Here is a 19,191-nt window from a genome sequence, read left to right as displayed (position 1 = left end):
ATATTTTTATTCGTTTAGCTCAGTTTGACATCCGAGCCAACCTTCGCGCCCCGGGAACGCAGAGGGAACCACTCTTCCTAATGGCAAATCATTTTTATTATCTGGTAACAAATCGATAAGAGGGCAAAACGCAATGCCTGCTCTTTTTGCTTTTAATAAAAATTCTTCAAACATAGAAGATTTGCTGATGCCTTCGACTTCTGCATGAATCGTATAAACGGGTATTTCATGCGCTTTTAAAATAGCGTTCAAAATATAATCGTTAAAATTTTTCTCTTGTACCTGACTGCCAATCACCTCATCATAGGTGGGCAAAGTCACAGGGATCTGCACTTGGCCAATACGTCCATCTGCCAGCTGTGGCCGAAACGGATGGGTTCCTCTGCAGTCGCTGTTGTAAGTAAAAGCAAAATGTTTTTTCACTGCCAGCACGCCTAAATCTGCTCGCCAGCCTGGGGCAGCCGCACAGGTGATTTTTTTTTCTACCACTGTTTCTAAAATCTGGAGGCCTTTTTGTATTTGCTGATGCAGCTGCTCCGCCGACCAGCGTGTTGATTTCGCTTGCCAGGCATGATGGTCCCAGGCATGAAGGCCGACTTCATGCCCTTTTTGGGCCGTTTTTTTCATTAAGAAACCTAAACGTTGGGCTATTTGCTTACCAGGCCAGGCCGTCCCCGCCAATAAAATATCCCAGCCGTACAAAGATGCCGCATCAGAACGCAGCATTTTCCAAAAAAAACGGGGGCGTAGCAAGCGCCATAGGTGTCGCCCCATGTTATCCGGCCCCACAGTGAAAAAAAAGCTGGCTAAAATATTGTGTTTTTCAAGTAAATTCAGCAGTACAGGCACCCCTTGCTGGGTGCCACGGTAAGTATCAACATCAATTCTTAACCCCACTTTTTTCATTGATTTTTCTTGCCTTTTACCTGTAGTCGCTTTTGTTCCTGTACAGCACTGCGCAAGAAAAAATCCAACGTTTTTTCTATTGTTTCTTCGATCGAAATACGAGGCGCCCAGTTGAGCAAACGCCGGGCGTTATGAATACTGGGAGTACGGTGTTCAACATCTTGATATCCTTTGCCATAATAAGCACTGCTTTCAATAGTTTTAAATCCAGCGAAAGGAGGGAAGTGATGTCGTAATTCATGTTTTTCAAAGCTCTCTAAAAGCATTCGTCCTAACTTACTAATACTGGCTTCGTTATGAGGGTTGCCAATGTTAATAATTTTTCCATTGCAACTTTCCCCGTTTTCAATGATACGAAATAACGCTTCGACGCCATCATTAATATCGGTGAAACAGCGTTTTTGCTCGCCGCCATCGATTAATTTAATCGGAGTGCCTTCGACCAGATTGAGGATAAGTTGTGTAATGGCTCTGGAACTGCCAATCCGGGCGGAATGCAAATTATCCAAACGTGGCCCCATCCAGTTAAAGGGTCTAAAAAGGGTAAACTTCAGGCCTTCTTTTTCGCCATAGGCCCATATCACACGATCCAGTAATTGCTTAGAGGCAGAATAAATCCATCGCTGTTTATTAATAGGGCCGACAATTAATGGGGAAGTATCTTCATTAAATGCTTTATCGTGACACATGCCGTACACTTCTGATGTCGAAGGAAACACAATACGTTTATGGTATTTCACGCAATAGCGGACGATCCTCAGATTTTCTTCAAAATCGAGCTCAAAAACACGTAATGGATTGCGGGTATATTCAATAGGCGTTGCAATCGCCACCAAAGGCAGGATCAGATCGCATTTTTTAATATGATATTCAATCCATTCAGAATGAATACTGATGTCTCCTTCCATAAAGTGAAAACGAGGATTAGACATGAGGCGGCTGATCGCCTCAGAGTCAATATCCAGGCCATACACTTCGTATTGATCGCTTTGCAACAAACGTTCTGTAAGATGGTTACCAATAAAACCATTCACCCCTAATATCAAAACCCGAGTGCGTCTTTTTAAAGAAAAAGAGCGTTTTATTCCTAATCTGACATCGGGAACAATGCTCATTTCTTCTGCCAAGTGATGACCTTGTAAATATAAGCCAGACTCACTTTGAGCCGTGATGATTTCTAGCGCTCCTTCGCCACAGGAGACCGTAAAAGGATTGATGGTTAATACAGTGCCGGCCGGTTGTTTTGGAGTATCTTGAAGATCATCGACAGGACGGGAACGCCATATAATGAATTTACGTTGATCGATATAACTAAAAGCACCTGGGTAAGGCTCAGTTACAGCGCGAACCAGGTTATTGATCTCGTTCGCAGATTTTTCCCAGTAAATTTCTCCATCCGCCGCAGTACGACGCCCAAAATAGCTGGCTTCTGATTCAGATTGCGGTTGTAAAGATAGTGGGCTTTTCTTTAAAGCAGGCAGTAAATCGATCAATAAAGTTTGAGCCGCCACTCGCATTTTTTTATGTAAAATCAGAGCCGTATCCATCACATGAATCGGCACTTTTAATTGCCCCAGTATGGGACCTGCATCGGGTTTTTCTGTCATTTGATGAAGAGTGATGCCGGTTTCGGTCTCTCCGTTCACTAATACCCAATTGACGGGCGCACAGCCACGATAACGTGGCAATAAAGAACCATGTAAGTTAAAAGCACCTTGAGGTGCAATGGATAAAATGTCTTGTTTTAATAAATGTCGATAATAAAAAGAAAAAATAATATCAGGCTCAAACGCTCGAATACGATCCACCCACAAAGGATGATTCACCTCTTCAGGAGCAAATACCGTTAATCCCATCTCTGTTGCCAAGTGAGCAACAGAAGAAAAATAACGATTTTCCAGAGGATCATCCGTATGAGTAAAAATCGCCTGAATATTGTAGCCGGTGTCTATTAATGTGCGCAGACCAACACAGCCAATATCGTGATAGGCAAATACAATGGCTTTCATTATTTTTTTCCCTGAGGATTTTTAACAGGCTGAGCGGTGATGATTTTATGAATAAAATAGCGTGGACGAGCACGGACATCATGGTAAATACGGCCGATATATTCACCTAACAATCCCATACCTACAAATTGTGCTCCAATAAACATAAACAATATAGCAAAAAGTGTAAACACTCCGCTAACTGCCCAAATAGAGCCAAAGCTCAATCGTAAAATGATCAACAAAAGAGCCAGAGTAAACCCTGATAAAGCAATCACACTGCCTATTAAACTCAACAATCTTAGAGGTGTTGTCGTCAGGCAGGTCAACAGATCGTACATCAGGTTGATCAATCTCATCGGGCCATATTTTGACTCCCCAAAAGTACGCTCTGCATGCTGAACGGGAATTTCGTGAGTACGGCGGGCAAAGATATTGGCCAAAACAGGGATAAAAGTGCTTCGCTCATGGCAGTTTAATATAGCGTCTATGATATGTCGCCGATAAGCCCGTAACATACATCCATAATCCTTCATTTGTTTTCCTGTCTTATTTTGGATAATAGCGTTAATCAATCGGGAAGCGGTTTTTCGGAAAAACGAGTCTTGCCGGTTTGATCTGATCGTACCGACCACGTCGTAGCCTTCTTCTGCGGTCTGCACCAAACGGGGTATTTCTTCGGGGGGGTTTTGTAAATCAGCATCTAACGTAATAATCAGATCACCACTGGCATGATTAAAACCGGCCATAATCGCTGAATGTTGACCATAATTTCTGTTTAATAATATGGCAGTAATATAAAGATCTTCTTTTTCAGCTGCAGCAGTTAAAAGGGCTGATGAATCATCACTACTACCATCATCAACAAGAATAATTTCATAGGATTGACTCAAAGTTTTACAGGCAGCGGCTGTTCTTTCAATCAAGGCAGGCAGACTCGCCTGCTCATTATAAACGGGAATAACCACAGACACTTTTTTAATGGGTTCAATTTCTAGCACAGGCATCACCTATAAATGTGTTGTAAGGCACTCATTCGTCATATCGACATCATGGCTTTTCATATGAGGCAGTAACCGGGGAAATTTCAGGTATAGATCTCGGCACACACTTTACGGCGAGCACTTATTTCAGTCAAACGTTTCAATTGTACTATTGTTACCATATCCATTATTAAAAAACAGGGAGTGGCATTCACATTTCTCTGTTTCAGATTCTTTAAGTTTGATAAAATATCGGACATTTTTATGTCAGTTGAATTTTAAAATGTTTACTCCCAGAAAATACATTTGAAACTATTTTAATAGGGCATCGCATGGATATCATTAGAAAACTGTTAAATGCCTTATGGGAACAAGATTACGTAACACTGGCTGATCCTTCCCTTGCTTGGGCGATTTATATTTTATTATTCCTCATTCTTTTTTTAGAAAATGGGGTATTGCCTGCGGCTTTTTTGCCCGGAGACAGTCTCTTGATTTTAGTCGGTGTTTTAATTGCAAGAGAAGCGATGAATTTTCCCGTGACTCTGATTGTTTTGACGATAGCTTCCAGTTTGGGATCCTGGGTGGGTTATCTTCAAGGGCGGTGGTTAGGAAATACTAAAATGATACAGGGATGGCTTGCTCATCTGCCTGTGCATTATCATGAACGTGCTCATCAACTATTTCATCGTCACGGTTTATCTGCGCTATTAATTGGACGTTTTTTAGCATTTATTCGAACTCTGTTACCCACTTTAGCAGGCATTTCTGGTCTTAATAATTCACGTTTTCAGTTATTTAATGTTCTCAGTGGATTACTTTGGGTTTTAATACTCACTTCTCTCGGCTTCACATTAGGGAAAACGAATATTTTTTTAAAATATGAAGATAAATTAATGCTGTTATTGATACTGTTACCCGTTGTACTACTGGTAGTCGGTCTTATCGGCTCTGTATATTTTTTTTTGCAAAAAAGAGAAAGCATAAAAAAACGAAAGTAAGTAGTAGCAATGATGAAAAAATCATCTATGTCAAATGTACGATAAATGAGTGGCAGTATTGATATTTATGACTATGCTTAATCTTGAATCAACGATCCCCCTTTAGCAAAAAAAATTTTTGAATAATCACCTCATAACCTGGAGAATAATTTTATGTCAAAAAATGACACTGCTGAAAACTTACGTAAGGAGCTCAATACGATGGCAGATACTCTCGAAGAAGTATTATCTTCATCCGATAAACCGAAAGCAGAGCTACAAAAGATGCGTTCCAGGGCAGAGAATATATTGAAATCGACTCGTGATCAGCTCAGTGAGACGGGTGAGAAAATGGTGGATAAAACCAAAGAATTAAAAGATAAAGCCGACACCTATGTGCATGATAATCCATGGACAGGTGTAGCAATTGGTGCTGCAGCTGGTCTTGTGTTGGGTGTTTTATTATCGCGTCGTTAATCATATGAAAGAGAAAATTGAGAAAAAAGGCCCCAGCCAAAAGCTCTTTGATGTTGTTCGACGCATTACCAGCACGATTGTCAGCACAATAGAGACGCGTCTTGGGCTGGTAGTGATTGAACTGGAAGAAGAAAAAAACAGATTAATCCAGTTATTGCTCATTGCAGGCATGACTTTGCTCTGTGCTTTTTTTGGATTAATCACTTTATTAATACTGCTGATATGGAGCATTGACCCTGTTTACCGGCTTTTCATACTGGGGATGATCACCACAGTCTTTTTGGGATTGTCGCTTTTAGGTGTTTTTTGGATTGTTAAAAAAAGACCTCATTCCACATTATTGATCCACACTCGAAATCAACTTGAAATTGATAAAAATTTATTGAAAGGTGACAAGTGAAACAAAATCACGAGTTGGATCAAAAAATAAAATCAATGCTTTCTAAAATCGAGCAGCAGCGTTTAGGTCTTATTAATGATTTTGAGACTTACTCCAAAATCATGGCACCTTATGATCGTGGGTGGATCAAAATCACCAGTACAAATAAATATTTTATTTTGGCCTCAGGCGTTTTAGCTTTTTATGTGATTCGTCATCCTGTTCGAGTATTCATGGGTTCCAGGCGGATCCTGCAAGCCTGGAGTTTTATGCGTTTAATCCGAAGTTTCTTTTAATAAGCCTCATTCTGTAAGCATCAAACAAAGCCCTGTATGTTTAAAAACATCCCACATATGAAAATCTTTTGTAAATGTCAATATCAACTGAATTTTGCCCCACTTTGTCATGGGGTTGGCTCATTTTTATATCAGTGTCTTATCCAAAACTCAGGTTTTTGATCAAACAACTACGTGAATAGATTGTTCAGAAAAAAAGCTGAGGCGACACATCGACTATACTTCGGCGCCCCAGGCAAGGTCCGACAAAAACACGTTGCCAAAATCAACTCCTTCAAAAAATAGATTGATTCAAGGCTAAATCAGCAGGCTTAGCATTCAGCCTTTATCATCATGACAGGTTCAGACCTCAACAAGCAGGTCAGCCTTATCGGCACAAATCAAGGGTAAAACAGCGCGTATGAACCCCAGTTTTTTGACTCTCCACTGCCAGATAACACAATGAAATCTGTCTCTCACATTAAATTTCAGCGGATAAAAATAGATGCGGGTGCAATTGATCATCTAGATGATTTGGTATATCTTCATGGGTACAGTGACTTTTTCAGAGGAAATCACGATGGCTCGTTCATTAAATAGAGTGAAAGACATTCTCAACAAAGTGAAACATATACAAAAAGAGGCTGACAAAAAAAAAGAGAAAGAAGCCGCCAAATATTTGACTGACCGATGCAACAAAATATCTCAAAGAGAGCATGAGCACCTTAATGTCATTGTCGATAAACAGACCGGTCAACTACTCAGTGAGCCTGTCTGCTCGTACCGTTATTACTCTCAGTTAATGCAAAATTACCGGAATGGGATCAAAGCGCTAGGATTCAGGCATCATGCCATAAAACACCATATCAATACCTTTTTACGTAAGTATGGCAACAAAAAAGAAGGTCTTCATAAAAAACTAGATCCACACCTGCCCATAGAAAAATTAAGAGAAAATATCATTCTTCTTCGTGCTAATACAGTCACGGGATCAGACTTTCGTCGTGATTTGCTGAGCCTCCGAATTGAGCACCACGCTTATTACATGTTTGAACCCAAAAGTGCCATTAAGGATTGGATCCGTGATGATGATCAGAAACAACTGAATAAAAAATTGCACACTCAAATACTTGTGAACCCTGAATGGGTTAAAACTCTGGCACGCAACCTGTTGACTAAAACTGAGCCATCTACCAGTGATTTGTGTATAGGGATTGCATTAGCTTCTGGGCGGCGTCTCACAGAGATAATGAAAACGGCCTCTTTAAAGGCGGTGGATGATAAAACGCTATTGTTTAGCGGGCAGCTCAAAACCAAAAATCGCTACTTGTTTGAAGAAATATCTCCATATCAAATCCCTTCCATGATTGAGGCTCAAATAGTAGTGAAAGCATTAGATAAACTCAGAAAAAAAACACAAAATGACCCTTTGAAATATCAAAATGTTTTTGGGGAAATGATAAAAAGTGAAGTTAAAAAAGGCGGTATCAAAGACTACGACCATAACAAGTCGGTGCATAAAAAATATGAAAGCACAATGAACAGGGCGGTACGCGCGCTTTTTCAACATGGACAATTTAGTCTCAAAGACTGCAGGGCGCTTTATACAGAAGTGACCTACGAAGACCATCTCAAAGAAGGGGAAGCCCGCTCAGCGTATCGTCATCGGGTTCTTGGCCACTCACTCATTGAAACCCAGTTGCACTATGAAGCATTCCGCCTGGACAATTCCGTTCAGAGTATTGAGCTTGCTGAAAAAAACAATCATGAAAAAATCACCGACCTGCAAAAATCCTTGAGTGCATATTTAGAGAAAGCGGATAATGATGTGGTGAGTTATGCGAGAGCCCCAAAAATGGCAGTAATGCACGAATGGCTAAAATCAGAAGTGATCAATGGCTTAAAGCTGGAAAAAATGACGCCATCATACATTCGACGGCACTGCCTCTTTGAGGGTAAACAGCTCAATCTCAATACTATTAAAAAGTACCTTAAGGACTTTATTCAGTTAGCTCAATTCTGCTGAAACCTATGGATAGGTACTACCCTTCCTCAAATGAGGAACCGAACAACAGGTTCAGAATGTTTTAACATTTATTTCCGTGACTCGCTTAAACGAAAATTAATGATTGATGATATGAATTTTTCATATCCCACCATCAGCACTTTGCGATTTTTTAAGGACGAAAAATCACCATGAGCCAGAAGCCAGAAGCCAGAAGCCAGAAGCCAGAAGCCAGAAGCCAGAAGCCATCTTTATCAAATTCTTCTCAACAAAATTCTACCCGTTTTTTACCGCTTCATCAGTGGGATAAAGTAAATCACCTTACAGAAAGGCCTGATGGAGGGTCGAGCCGATATGCGGGGCAACTCATTATTCAGCTAGAAAATGACCCTGATATTCTCAATGGTGCCGTGAGACTGGCACAAAAACACCCAGGTTCCGTCTTGATTCAACTCGATCAACACCATCATTATCGCGTGTTATCGGGCTCTCCATACGGGCTTCAAGGTAAATTGCGGTGGCAATTGGTAGGGCACTCAAGTTCTGAGCATCCAACTACCAGGACGCTCTCTGGCATGACTCCTGATGATTTAGCCGATCTCTTAAAAAATTTTAATCAACATTTTAGTGAAAAATATGCTGTCGACAGTACTCCAAACCGAATCAGTTTAGTGAGCTGTCAACTGATCGACTACGAAGGCAAAAATTTTGCCACACAATTTGCACATGCCATGAAAAAAAAAGGTATTCAGGCGGACATATCAGCCAGAACAAGACGGGTATCTATTCCTCACTACGGTGGTGGTAAAAAGTTCACCCGTAAAACAATATCAGAAAACCGTGCCCAGACAGCAGGGGATACTTTGCTACTAGGCTGGAATCAAAAAGGGGAGTTGATACATAAAAAACACAGCAGTGCCTTTCGATTGTTATCTCCTGTATTAGATGCCTGGGCACCAGACCATTTTACGGATCCTAAAATGGTCAGTGAGACATTTAAATATCTTGTTTATCCTTCATCAATCACAGATCTCATGGGGGCGCAAAGGCATCTTTTCAAAAGATATTCAGCATAAACTCAGGCAATCTGATGTGATTTCTGCCAGTATTTTGTCAAATGAAACACTCAGAGATTATACGGTTGGGGTGATATTAGAGGTCCCTAAGCAAAATATTTTGGCCGCGGCGCCTTATGAAAAAATCCTCGAAGCGAATTTAAAAACCGCTATAGACACATCTGACGATCATCTCGATAAATTAGCGACGATACCAAATACGCCTCTTTCTGAATTAGCGCACCAAGGTCTGTTATCGAAACAATTATTTTCCTACCGACAACGCGTGGCCAAACCTGATGAGATTATAAGAAAAACCACTACACGAAATACCGTGCTCATCACTGGACGACCCGATGTCAATATTTACCCCCATTTTCCTGTGACAGGAGAAATCAAAATCACAGGGCTATTTTTAATTTATCCTGAACTCACTCAACATACAGAGGAAGCACACCACCTTGCCTTGTCAGAGGGTCTTTCATCGAAAAATGTCACCTCAATACGTGAGGCTGCTCAAAAAATGGCTCAAGAATTCAACATCGAATTAAAAATAATCAAAATACCTTCGGCCATTGATGATTCAAAGGATCATGATAAGGATGTCACAACAAAAATGAATCAAAAGAATTCTATAACCCTTTCAGAGAGGGCCCATGATCAAAAAAACCCCGATTCTTCTTTAACAGAGAAGCTAAAACGAGTTTGGGCTTTGGTGAATGATCTCTCCTCAAATCAGTCGACCTCATTTAGTCCCAGTGATATCCGCTTGTTAACCGATTTTTTTCATCTCCCATCAGGAGAACTCGATTGGAAAAAACTTTATGAAACATCTTTTGATCCCATCCTTTATTCCCAATTTATCAATCAAATAAAAATCTTGATGAAATACGGCGAAACGCAAGATCAATTTATTCATGTCACAGGCCAGACTACTTTAAAACGGACCGCTGACTGGAATGCCTTTTTGATCAAAAACAAGGTGAACTGGAATAAACAGATAAAACTGTACAATCATATGTATGGATTTTTGCCTGAAATCAATACATGCATGCAAGCTATTTATATCGGCGATGGAAGTCAATTAGCGCAACAAAAAGCGATCAAAGTGAATCTTGCTTATTTGAGCTTGCTTAGGCTAGGTGATCAGAATTTACGTTTGAAATTATTGAAGGCATTTCAAACTCATGCTCAGATAAATGAACAAAAAATATTCAATCAATTGACTTATCTTGATAATGAACTTCCCGAAATTTTTGGAAAGCTGATTAATGATATCGAAGCAGGGCCTGCCTTTATCAAAAAAGGCCCCCAGAGTCTTCATGAATTTTTCAATACACTGGATAATCAAAAGGCAGGGTATTACCAGCTGCGTATCGGTCAACATCTCTTATCTATCGCAAAACATCAGACAACAAACCAACAAACCCATTGGTATGTCTATGATGCTAATTTTGGCGAAATCATGATGAGGAGTCATCATTTTCAAAAAACCAGTATCACCCTGAGATTAATGCTCAATGATTATTTTAAGCGCTTAATGTATTTACCTCAGAAAGATGGATTCTTTATCGTTGATGTTGATCAATTAAATTTTTTTCACATTTTTCAATCCCCTTCTATTAAAAAATTAACAAAATTTATCAGCGATACGGATGATGGCTCGCTACACTCTCCATCTCCATTCAAGCCTGACAAACCTCAGAAAAATAGCATTAGCCCCCGAATTTCAAAGGTATCGAGTGTCATCGGTACTTTGGGCCAGGCAAATCAAAGGCTCTCATGGATCCGAACTGTCACATGCCTGTCTCATTACTGGCGGCGTCGTTCTTCCGACCAGCTCAGTCAGTCTCAAAAACAGGCATTGGACTTCGAAGCTCAAATCGCTATGGCAGGTCTTGTGTATGATATGGGAAGCGAGCTTTTAACATTTGGTTTTAGAAAACTGGAATCGCACATTATTCAAACATTTTCTTTTCCGTCCGCTGTGATGGTGTCTTCTAAAATTCAACGTTTGAAGTATTTAGCGGGATCCAGGCTGGTTCGATATGGTGCTCCCGTTTTAAGTATTTTGGGCGCCAGTTTGGATATTTATCAAGCTCAGAGAGATATCACTGAACTTAAAACGACGATTGATCTGGATGTCCGACAAGATTTAAAAGTCAGTATCGTTCTTTCTTATTTAAGCGTGGCGATCGGGATCTCAAGTGGCCTGGCATTATTTGCTTTAGCGGGCACCATGGGACTGGTCGCTGGCGCGATTGGAATGACCTTGGAGATTGCGCTTTCTGTAGTAAGGCGAATTTATTTTTCGGTTCGTCAGGTTCAAGAGATTGAGCGCTATACCCGATTGACCACATTGCAAAAATTACGCATCGGCTGGCTGAATTTTTTGGGATTAGAAATGGACGCCAAGGTCCTCAATCAGCTCGCAAAAGGAAAGGCAGAAAAAGAGGCCAAAAACCATTTTGATGGGCATTTTAAAAAATTTTTTCAAACATTATTAGAGTCAGATGATGAAATAGAGGCGGTATATTACAGCACAGGAAAAATCATTTTAGTGGAACATCGATATAAAAAATTAACAGGAAAAAGATCGGCGGAGTTTAATCAACCTGTAGGAGGAAGTCCTTCTTTATTTAAAATAGACATAGAAGATAAAATACTCCCCTCTGAAGCGGAAAGGGCATTATCAGAATATAAAGCTAAAAAAACGGGGAACATTCCTGTTTATACGCATCTTTCGATAGAAAAAAGTGAATACAGGTTTTACGACATTGAAGGGCTTTCAGCCACTGATGATCAGATCTCCATGAATAATGAGGTGCATTCAGAAAGCGTTTTATTTGTAAAAAGACAAGATGGGCTGCCAGGTGCCTCATCACTCTCTGCGTCTGTGATGAAAGAGGATGAACCGGCTTCTGCAACACCCCATAAAATGTATTTTTTTTTGGGTGATGGAAACGATGAAGTGGTCGGTCACCCAGAAAAAAGCCATATTTTTGACATCGGCGACGGATTCAAAAATTTCAAGGGGGGCACTCAATCCGATACTTTTATTTTCAGGGGCACGGCGCCTCCCTTTCAACCCAGCGTGTTCGATGGAGACGGTGGTTTCAATACACTGATAGCAAAAAAAAATGCATCCAAAACAGGATACCGTGTCAATCTGTATGATGGCTCTTTTTATTTCACTAATAGCACGCAAAAAATAGCGACGTTAAAAAATATTCATCATATTGAGACCTGCTCAGACACAGACGATGTGATTTTTGGAAACGATCAATCAAACATCCTGAATGGGCAGGGAGGTCGGGATACACTGAGGGGATTTGGTGGCAATGATATTTTAGTCGCTCAGGCCGGGGGGCTTCATGGAGGAAATGGCACAGATTGTTATCGTGTTTTACAAAACACCTATTCTGAATCTGCGTTACTTATCATCACAGAAGAAGATGATCCAGAAGAATTCAGCCATGTTATTCTGGATTATTCCGTGACTCAAATCAGCAATATTAAAAGGATCAAAGAGCATCTGTTTATTGAATTAATCAATGACAATCAGAGTATAACTACCTTAACACTATTTGATCTCTATCTTCCCTCATTGAAAAAACAAAAAAGAACGTTAACGGCACAATATATTTTTTATACCCAGGATGGTGTGATGTTTTGGGGTCTGCCCGCTGAAATACCTTTCAATCCGTACACAGAAGAACCGGAACAGCTCGCTTTAATAGCAACCTATACTGGAAACGTTCATAAAAATTCTCCTCTCTCTGAAACCAAAAGCACAAAACAAGGGTTAATCATTCAAAAAATGGCCCATCAGCAACAACCTGGGCTGATCGAAGTCATGGGCCAGGCAAAAATATTGCCCCATTTTTTAAAATTAGTGCCTCAAGAAAGTGGGTTTGATGATGATTTACAGGGAGATGATCTCAGCAACACCTTACACAGTAAGGTCGGCGGAGATATTTTAGAAGGTAAAGGAGGAACAGACATCTATATCATCGACGATCGACCTGAAGGAACACAGGTGAGAATCCATAATTATGATTCCCCTGAAAAGGGTGCGCCTGCGCAAGATATTGTACTCTTGCCTTTTTCACTGGATGATATTGAGATAAGACAGGATGATGATGATGTCGTTTTGACGCATCTCAATTCTCCGACAGAACATGTGAATCTGCGTTTGATGAATTTTATGAAAGATGAACCCTATAGGCATCTTTCCATTATGGATAAAGAAGGACATATTCATACAATGGGTCTTAATCCTAACGATGAGCCTGACCTGATTGTCAATCAGTTGTTCCCTGATAACAGAATCAATGAAAAGGAGACGATCCTAAGCCAATTAAAGCAAAGTGTGTCTGAATTTCACGAATTAGAAAAAGTCTTCAATCTGCCTGGTGAAAAATTTTTGGATACTTTTTCACCAAAAATGATCTCTGTATAGGGCTTTCGTAAGCCCCATGTAAAAATTTTTAATGCGACAAAACCGATATCAACTGATCTGGATCCCTCGCGATTTTTTGTCTGAATGAGCCACTTTGATTGTCATTAAAATAAGACATCAGTTCTTTCATTAATTCAGGTGGAATATTCTCCCTTTTTTCTTTTTCTTCCTGCGTCATTTCTTTTTGCGCATCAGCTGTGATCGTTTTTTTTAAATCAGGATGATGTGTTTTTACTGTTTCTATTTTTTGCTCATCAGTACCACAAGCGCCTTTTTTAATTTTGACGGAAAATCTGTTTTCAAACTCAGGGTTTGAGAGTTTAAATACGAGATCTTCGCCTTCTTCTATTGTATGAAATTCACCCTCATCCATACCATATAAAATTAAAGTGTCGTTGCCGCCTGTGTCTTCAATCACAGTATGTCCGTCGTTAGGGGTGATCAAATAAATATCGTCCCCGACACCACCTGAAAGAAAATCATTCCCTGTGCCCCCATAAATAAAGTTGTTACCTTCATAAGCCAATATTGTATCGTTCCCTGCGTCGCCATAAAGCCATTTATTGCCGTTCCCCGTTGCAATAATACGGTCATTTCCGTCACCACCATGCAGAGTACGATGATGATGGCTATGGTCTATGATCAGATCATCGCCTGCGCCGGCATCTAATTTTTCTTCAGTAAAATAATCACCATCGGTTAAAACAAGATGATCCTCTTTTTCTGTAGGAACTATATGAGTATCATATTGATCTAAATAAATTTTCCCTTCTTCATTCACCTCTATATGATATAACTGATAATGTGCGTCTAATATAGTGATATGCTGGTAAGACTTGTTTTTCATAAATTGCCAAAAAACAATTTCTAATTTTTTCTTCTGATTTGAAGAGTTTGTCTTTAATATGACGTCATCACTTCCCTTAAAGATAATATTCATTTGTTCAATCCCAACAGGTAAAATCAGCAAATCATAGTCAGGATTTGTACTGTTGTCGTTGTTATTAATCCATATTCTACGTTCATTATCATCGGGGTGTTCAATTCGATAAATGTCTCTCCCTGCTCCTCCTTCTAATTGATCATTACCTCTTCGGCTGATGAATAAATTACTTTCTGAATCCCCGATTAATTTGTCATTAAAAGGGGTATCTGCCATCATTAATTTCACTGAGTCAGGAAGAAAAAATCTTTTTTCACCGACTATCAGCAGATCTTGTTGAGCAATTTTTCTAAAAATAAAATTAATCTGCTCTTTTGAAAAATTTTTAATATCAGATCTATTTTCGATATCACTGAACAGATTATATTGTGCATTGAATGTCAGGGCCAAAGGAAAGGCGCCCTCCAGATTTTTTTCTATGACCTGTGGCCAATTCGGAAATAATAAAAAACCATCTAAAGTAGAAAAAATATACTGATTGTTTAAGAGTAAATATTTTTTTTCAACATCTTCTTTTTCAAAAGAATAAATATCATGAAGTGCTAATGTCGTTTCTGTTTTATTTTTATTTCGCAGTGTGATATTGATCGAATAAATATCATGGTTTTTTTTTAAAAAGACAGACGTGATGTCAGCTACATTATAATGCAGATTGATAAACGAAAAATCGTCTTTAACCTCATAAATATGGGCGATAACATTCTCAGAGGTAGAATTTTGCAAAAGAATATAATGATCATTGCCTTCACCTCCATCAATACTACCTTGCTCAAAGGTCAAGACGTCATCTCCAAAATATCCCCAGATTTCATCGTATCCACCTCCTCCATTCAGATAGTTATTTTCGTTATTTCCTTTGATCTCATTATTGGTTTTTGAATTTCCGTAAACATGTTCAATATTTTTTATATTTGCAACTAATTTTTTATTATTTCTAGAGCCAGAATAAATTTGCCCCACCGTTAAATCAATAAAATAACGGACATCTCTTAATAACACTTGATCAAAAACAATAGTATCTTCACCCGCCAAACCATCAAATTTGCTCAGTAGCATCGATTCATCAGTATTTAATGAAGTATTGGATAAATAAAAAATATCTGGTTTATTTCCTCCGGTATACTGTTTAGCACCCTTTGTAATTTTAAAAAAATTTTTTCTGGCGCGATATCCCACAGCAATATCATCCCCATCACCGAGATCAAATAAAGCAGTTGACTCCCCTTTAGTAATCGCTGTTTCATCTGAAGATATTTTTTTAACCGTAGGATTATTGTCATCCTCTTCATTAGCATCAATATAATCATTAATTGGTTTTAAAGCAGAAGGCTCAGGATAACGATATTGACTATCTTTAATGTTTATTTTTTCACGCGCATTAGCCTCAATAAATTTCTCAGCTTCTTTAGGAGAAAGCTTATCTTTTTCTATGTCTACGAATGCACGGGTAAATGAAGGATTAATCCATTTTCGATAAGACAGTAATTTATAAGGTCTCATTTTTATATCAAAATCCTGTTGACTATAAAAATAACTATTGATTTTTTGAGCAGATAAACTCTTCAATATTTTTTTCGCGCTGGCTTCTAACATTTCATTATATTGTTGACGGGCAGCGGTTTTACTTATTGCTTCTAACGTTTTATTTTCTAATTCAACACTGGGGTTTAATCCCAGGAACAGACGCACAAAATTCTCCCAAAACTCTTCTGTATTGAGTTCAACATGATTTTGAATATCTTCTAATTGACGTATGCTAGAGTATGATTGTGAGAATAAAAGAACGAACAATCCGCCCAGGATCCCGGCAACTCCACTCATTAAAATCAGTTTCGTGGCGGCTGCCATCGCAGCGCCGCCTGCAGCCCCTCCCAAAAAAGCGGCTTTATATCCAATCATGGCTGCTGCACTCGTACCCACACCGAGCACGCCACTGAACAATGATAAAAACCCATTCACCTGCAAATCCTGTCGAGTTTTTGAATCAGATGTTTGAGACATTTTTTCAAAATGCAAATAAGCATGATAGAAATCGAGGGAAGACATGCCTAAACCTAATCCCAGGTTTACAAAAGGCAGTGCCTTGCTCCCGTGTTTCACCCATTTTTGGATTAAAGGGGAATAAAGCTGTAATTGATGCCTGGGTATTCCGATCAGGTTTATGTGTAATTTATGCAAACCATACTGAATCAGATCCATATCAGCACTAATAAAAAGACTGAAATAAATGGATTTTTGCTGCATTTCCAGTATCTTTCTTTCTTCTTTTGTTAATGATTTATCTTTTAACAGATCTTTAATCTTGATAATTTCATAAAATCCATGAAAATAATAAGCAACGTGCATTAAAATATCTATTCTATTCATGTTCTTATATAATTTTTTTTCGAAAAACTGATTTTTTAAATTAGAAGCAGAATGACTATTCTCATAAATATCTTTAATCAAATCAGCGGCAATTTTTTTATCTTCTTTTTGTCCTTCTAATAAAGAATGGATTGATGGACTCATTTTTATTTTTTCTTTTAAAAATGTGATTGCTGTTTCTATTTCACTTTTTTCTATCTTTTTGTTGAGTAGATAATTTTTTAATTTTCTTGCATTAAAACGAAGACCATATAGTAACTCTGATGGAGAAGAAAAATGTTCTAATGAAAGCCCTTTATCACCAAATATGCCGCCCATTTTATAAATTAATGACGGGGATAAAGTGAGTTTATTTAAAGTAATATCTGGTAATTTAAAAATCCGCTCTCTGTCAAAATCAACATGAGATGTAAAATCATTTATTTTATTTAAAATATTTAATTTAGTTAAATGAATTGGGCTTAATTTTGTGACTTCAAAATAATAATTTTCCTGAAATTTTTGAAATCCATATAATTCTGCCCTGGTTTTATTATCAAGAACTTTGTAATCAAGATAATCATTAAGAAATTGATCAAATTCAGTGTTATCCTGACTAGAGGTTTTCATTTGAATATCCCCTACAATCGGATCATATAAGGTAATCGTATTACCTTGATGGTGTTGAGTGATATCTAAAACTAAAATATATCCATTATCCGATTTGGTAGAACTTAAAAAATAACGACCAGGGATTTTTGGTAACGGTGAACACATTGGATTCATTATAAAAATTTTATTTTTTTCTTTTTTTATCTCTTTTTTGAGAGATTGAAATAAATTTTCAAATTCTTTTAATTTTTCTGTATCATAATCGCTGAGCTCGACATCCGCTTTATCAGCATAAATTAAAGAATAGGTTGCTAGAAATTTTAAAAAACTTTCCTGAAATGTTTTTCCTTTTCTTTTTGCATTTAACCAAATAAAACCCAGTGCAAGATTGTTATTAATCTCATTTGGAATATAAAGAAATTGAGGTGCAATATTAATGTAAATCCCTGCTCTTTGATATTCTTTTTTAGAGGCCAGAACCATTAAATCACTTAAATTATTTTCTTTGATTAAATTCAAATAATACGTTTTTTCTAAAGATTTTTCATCGCTTAGTTTATCTGATTGATTTTGAAAAGCTCTAGTGGCCAGTAATTGTCTGGCTTTTAACATCCAATGATTTCTTTCTATGGGATCGAAACAGATTTTAATAAATTTTTTACCATTAAAATTCTGATCTCCATCTTTAAAAAAACCAGTTAACAAATCAAGCATCCCTTTATCTTGATAAATAAAGGTGTAATCCAGTTTTTTATGTGCAATATCGTTAATGATGCTCATCACTTGTTTCACCCGCCCGACTCGATCCTTAGCCGGTTCTAAATCACCTAAAATATTTTTTGAATACTCATTCAAAATTAAATTCCCTTTTTTATCAATCCGGTGCATGACAGCATCACGTATTTGATCAAAACGGTGATAAGGCAATGTCACTGTGAATTCATTTATTTCGTTATGAGTAATTTTAATCGTAATATCAATTATTTTATTTTGAGCATTCAAATTACAAGCAAGTAATTTTCCTGTGACTTTTTCATTAAATTTAAATTCAGTTCTTTTTTTAATTAAAGATTCAATTAAATAATTTTCTTCCTGTGATGCGGCTTCCTTCCAGGTTTCGTTATAAGCAGAGTGATTTCTTCGCACTAAATGTGTATATTCTATTTCAATCTCTTTCCCTGATTCTGTATAACCGAACTTGTAAATTTTTTTGCCATTATTGACACTCACAGTGTTCAGGAGATGATCGGTCATAAAATTTCGCCAGGCATCATATTCGTTAAATGAATAAGCACCAATATTAGGGTCAAAAAAGGTCCAGATTGTTTGAACAGGGTCATGAATGACAGTGATCGCCATCGCATGGGTTTTTGTAAAAAATAAAAAATACTGATTTTCCAAAGGGTCTTTAAAATAATTAAAAAAATCAGAAAAATTTGTTTTAGAAATGGATTCTAAAGGCATTCCTCTTTTTAAATGATATTTTTGATTAATTTCCAAACCATTTTTATTGATATATTCTGAGTATTCTCTATTGGCGTGTAAAAGTAAATCAGAGGCAATTGACTGGGTATTTTGATTGAAATTTTTATTTGAAAGTTCGTCTCCTTTTATTTCAAAATCCTGTGAGCTTTGTAATCTGATGATTTTCTCAAGTTCAGTTGAAAGGTGTTGATGACGATATTGATTTTTTATTATTGTTTCAACCTGAAATGCATCTTTGTTTCCTATTGTCATCAAATGATTTTTATCATCGCTTTCTGCTATGATTAGGTAAGCA

11 protein-coding genes are annotated in these 19,191 nt (G+C 37.9%); 7 read left to right on the top strand and 4 right to left on the bottom strand.

Annotated elements, in window-relative coordinates:
• Nucleotides 1–6: 6 nt before the first annotated feature.
• The 3 genes from arnD to arnC are packed head-to-tail and all read right to left on the bottom strand — an operon-like array spanning nt 7 to nt 3,901.
• A complete protein-coding gene (gene arnD, locus HDEF_RS04090) occupies nt 7–906 on the bottom strand; it encodes a 4-deoxy-4-formamido-L-arabinose-phosphoundecaprenol deformylase (protein WP_015873393.1) in 900 nt (299 codons plus the stop codon).
• On the bottom strand, nt 903–2,915 hold the full coding sequence (gene arnA / locus HDEF_RS04085) for a bifunctional UDP-4-amino-4-deoxy-L-arabinose formyltransferase/UDP-glucuronic acid oxidase ArnA (RefSeq protein WP_015873392.1): 2,013 nt from the start codon (nt 2,913–2,915) through the stop codon (nt 903–905). The genes arnD and arnA overlap by 4 nt, the downstream gene beginning before the upstream one ends.
• Complete coding sequence (gene arnC / locus HDEF_RS04080; protein ID WP_015873391.1) at nt 2,915–3,901, bottom strand: undecaprenyl-phosphate 4-deoxy-4-formamido-L-arabinose transferase; 987 nt, start codon at nt 3,899–3,901, stop codon at nt 2,915–2,917. Before arnC ends, arnA begins: the two co-directional genes overlap by 1 nt.
• 308 nt (nt 3,902–4,209) lie before the next feature.
• On the opposite strand from arnC, the gene HDEF_RS04075 reads away from it, so the two are divergent.
• From HDEF_RS04075 to HDEF_RS04050, 7 genes are all read left to right on the top strand, one after another.
• Nucleotides 4,210–4,878 carry a DedA family protein gene (locus tag HDEF_RS04075; RefSeq protein ID WP_015873390.1) on the top strand — a complete coding sequence of 223 codons (669 nt, stop codon included), beginning with the start codon at nt 4,210–4,212 and terminating at the stop codon, nt 4,876–4,878.
• A 153-nt stretch (nt 4,879–5,031) separates the two neighbouring features.
• Complete coding sequence (locus HDEF_RS04070; protein ID WP_015873389.1) at nt 5,032–5,334, top strand: ElaB/YgaM/YqjD family protein; 303 nt, start codon at nt 5,032–5,034, stop codon at nt 5,332–5,334.
• A gap of 4 nt (nt 5,335–5,338) precedes the next feature.
• Nucleotides 5,339–5,734, top strand: coding sequence for a phage holin family protein (locus HDEF_RS04065; protein ID WP_015873388.1), 396 nt, complete (start codon nt 5,339–5,341; stop codon nt 5,732–5,734).
• Entirely contained in the window at nt 5,731–6,009 is a 279-nt protein-coding gene (locus HDEF_RS04060; protein ID WP_015873387.1) for a YqjK-like family protein, read from the top strand. Before HDEF_RS04065 ends, HDEF_RS04060 begins: the two co-directional genes overlap by 4 nt.
• A 508-nt stretch (nt 6,010–6,517) precedes the next feature.
• Nucleotides 6,518–8,014 (top strand): protelomerase family protein, encoded by a 1,497-nt coding sequence (locus tag HDEF_RS04055; protein ID WP_015873385.1) that lies wholly within the window; start codon nt 6,518–6,520, stop codon nt 8,012–8,014.
• A 170-nt stretch (nt 8,015–8,184) separates the two neighbouring features.
• Entirely contained in the window at nt 8,185–9,069 is an 885-nt protein-coding gene (locus tag HDEF_RS13015) for a C80 family cysteine peptidase (protein ID WP_015873384.1), read from the top strand.
• Nucleotides 8,999–13,510 (top strand): calcium-binding protein, encoded by a 4,512-nt coding sequence (locus HDEF_RS04050; RefSeq protein ID WP_234809449.1) that lies wholly within the window; start codon nt 8,999–9,001, stop codon nt 13,508–13,510. Before HDEF_RS13015 ends, HDEF_RS04050 begins: the two co-directional genes overlap by 71 nt.
• Before the next feature lie 28 nt (nt 13,511–13,538).
• Here the strand turns inward: HDEF_RS04050 and HDEF_RS04045 are convergent, their stop codons facing one another.
• Nucleotides 13,539–19,148: a YopT-type cysteine protease domain-containing protein gene (locus HDEF_RS04045; RefSeq protein ID WP_171770468.1), complete on the bottom strand. Its 5,610-nt coding sequence runs from the start codon at nt 19,146–19,148 to the stop codon at nt 13,539–13,541.
• Between the last annotated feature and the right edge of the window lie 43 nt (nt 19,149–19,191).

The sequence above is a fragment of the Candidatus Hamiltonella defensa 5AT (Acyrthosiphon pisum) genome (assembly GCF_000021705.1).
In the GTDB taxonomy this organism is placed as follows: Bacteria; Pseudomonadota; Gammaproteobacteria; order Enterobacterales; family Enterobacteriaceae; genus Hamiltonella; species Hamiltonella defendens.
This window is presented reverse-complemented; position numbering and strand designations above follow the sequence as displayed.

Coding starts and splice junctions, on each gene's coding strand:
- arnD (WP_015873393.1), bottom strand. CDS start 906: ATGAAAAAAGTGGGGTTAAGAATTGATGTTGATACTTACCGTGGCACC.
- arnA (WP_015873392.1), bottom strand. CDS start 2,915: ATGAAAGCCATTGTATTTGCCTATCACGATATTGGCTGTGTTGGTCTG.
- arnC (WP_015873391.1), bottom strand. CDS start 3,901: ATGCCTGTGCTAGAAATTGAACCCATTAAAAAAGTGTCTGTGGTTATT.
- HDEF_RS04075 (WP_015873390.1), top strand. CDS start 4,210: ATGGATATCATTAGAAAACTGTTAAATGCCTTATGGGAACAAGATTAC.
- HDEF_RS04070 (WP_015873389.1), top strand. CDS start 5,032: ATGTCAAAAAATGACACTGCTGAAAACTTACGTAAGGAGCTCAATACG.
- HDEF_RS04065 (WP_015873388.1), top strand. CDS start 5,339: ATGAAAGAGAAAATTGAGAAAAAAGGCCCCAGCCAAAAGCTCTTTGAT.
- HDEF_RS04055 (WP_015873385.1), top strand. CDS start 6,518: ATGATTTGGTATATCTTCATGGGTACAGTGACTTTTTCAGAGGAAATC.
- HDEF_RS13015 (WP_015873384.1), top strand. CDS start 8,185: ATGAGCCAGAAGCCAGAAGCCAGAAGCCAGAAGCCAGAAGCCAGAAGC.
- HDEF_RS04045 (WP_171770468.1), bottom strand. CDS start 19,148: ATGACAATAGGAAACAAAGATGCATTTCAGGTTGAAACAATAATAAAA.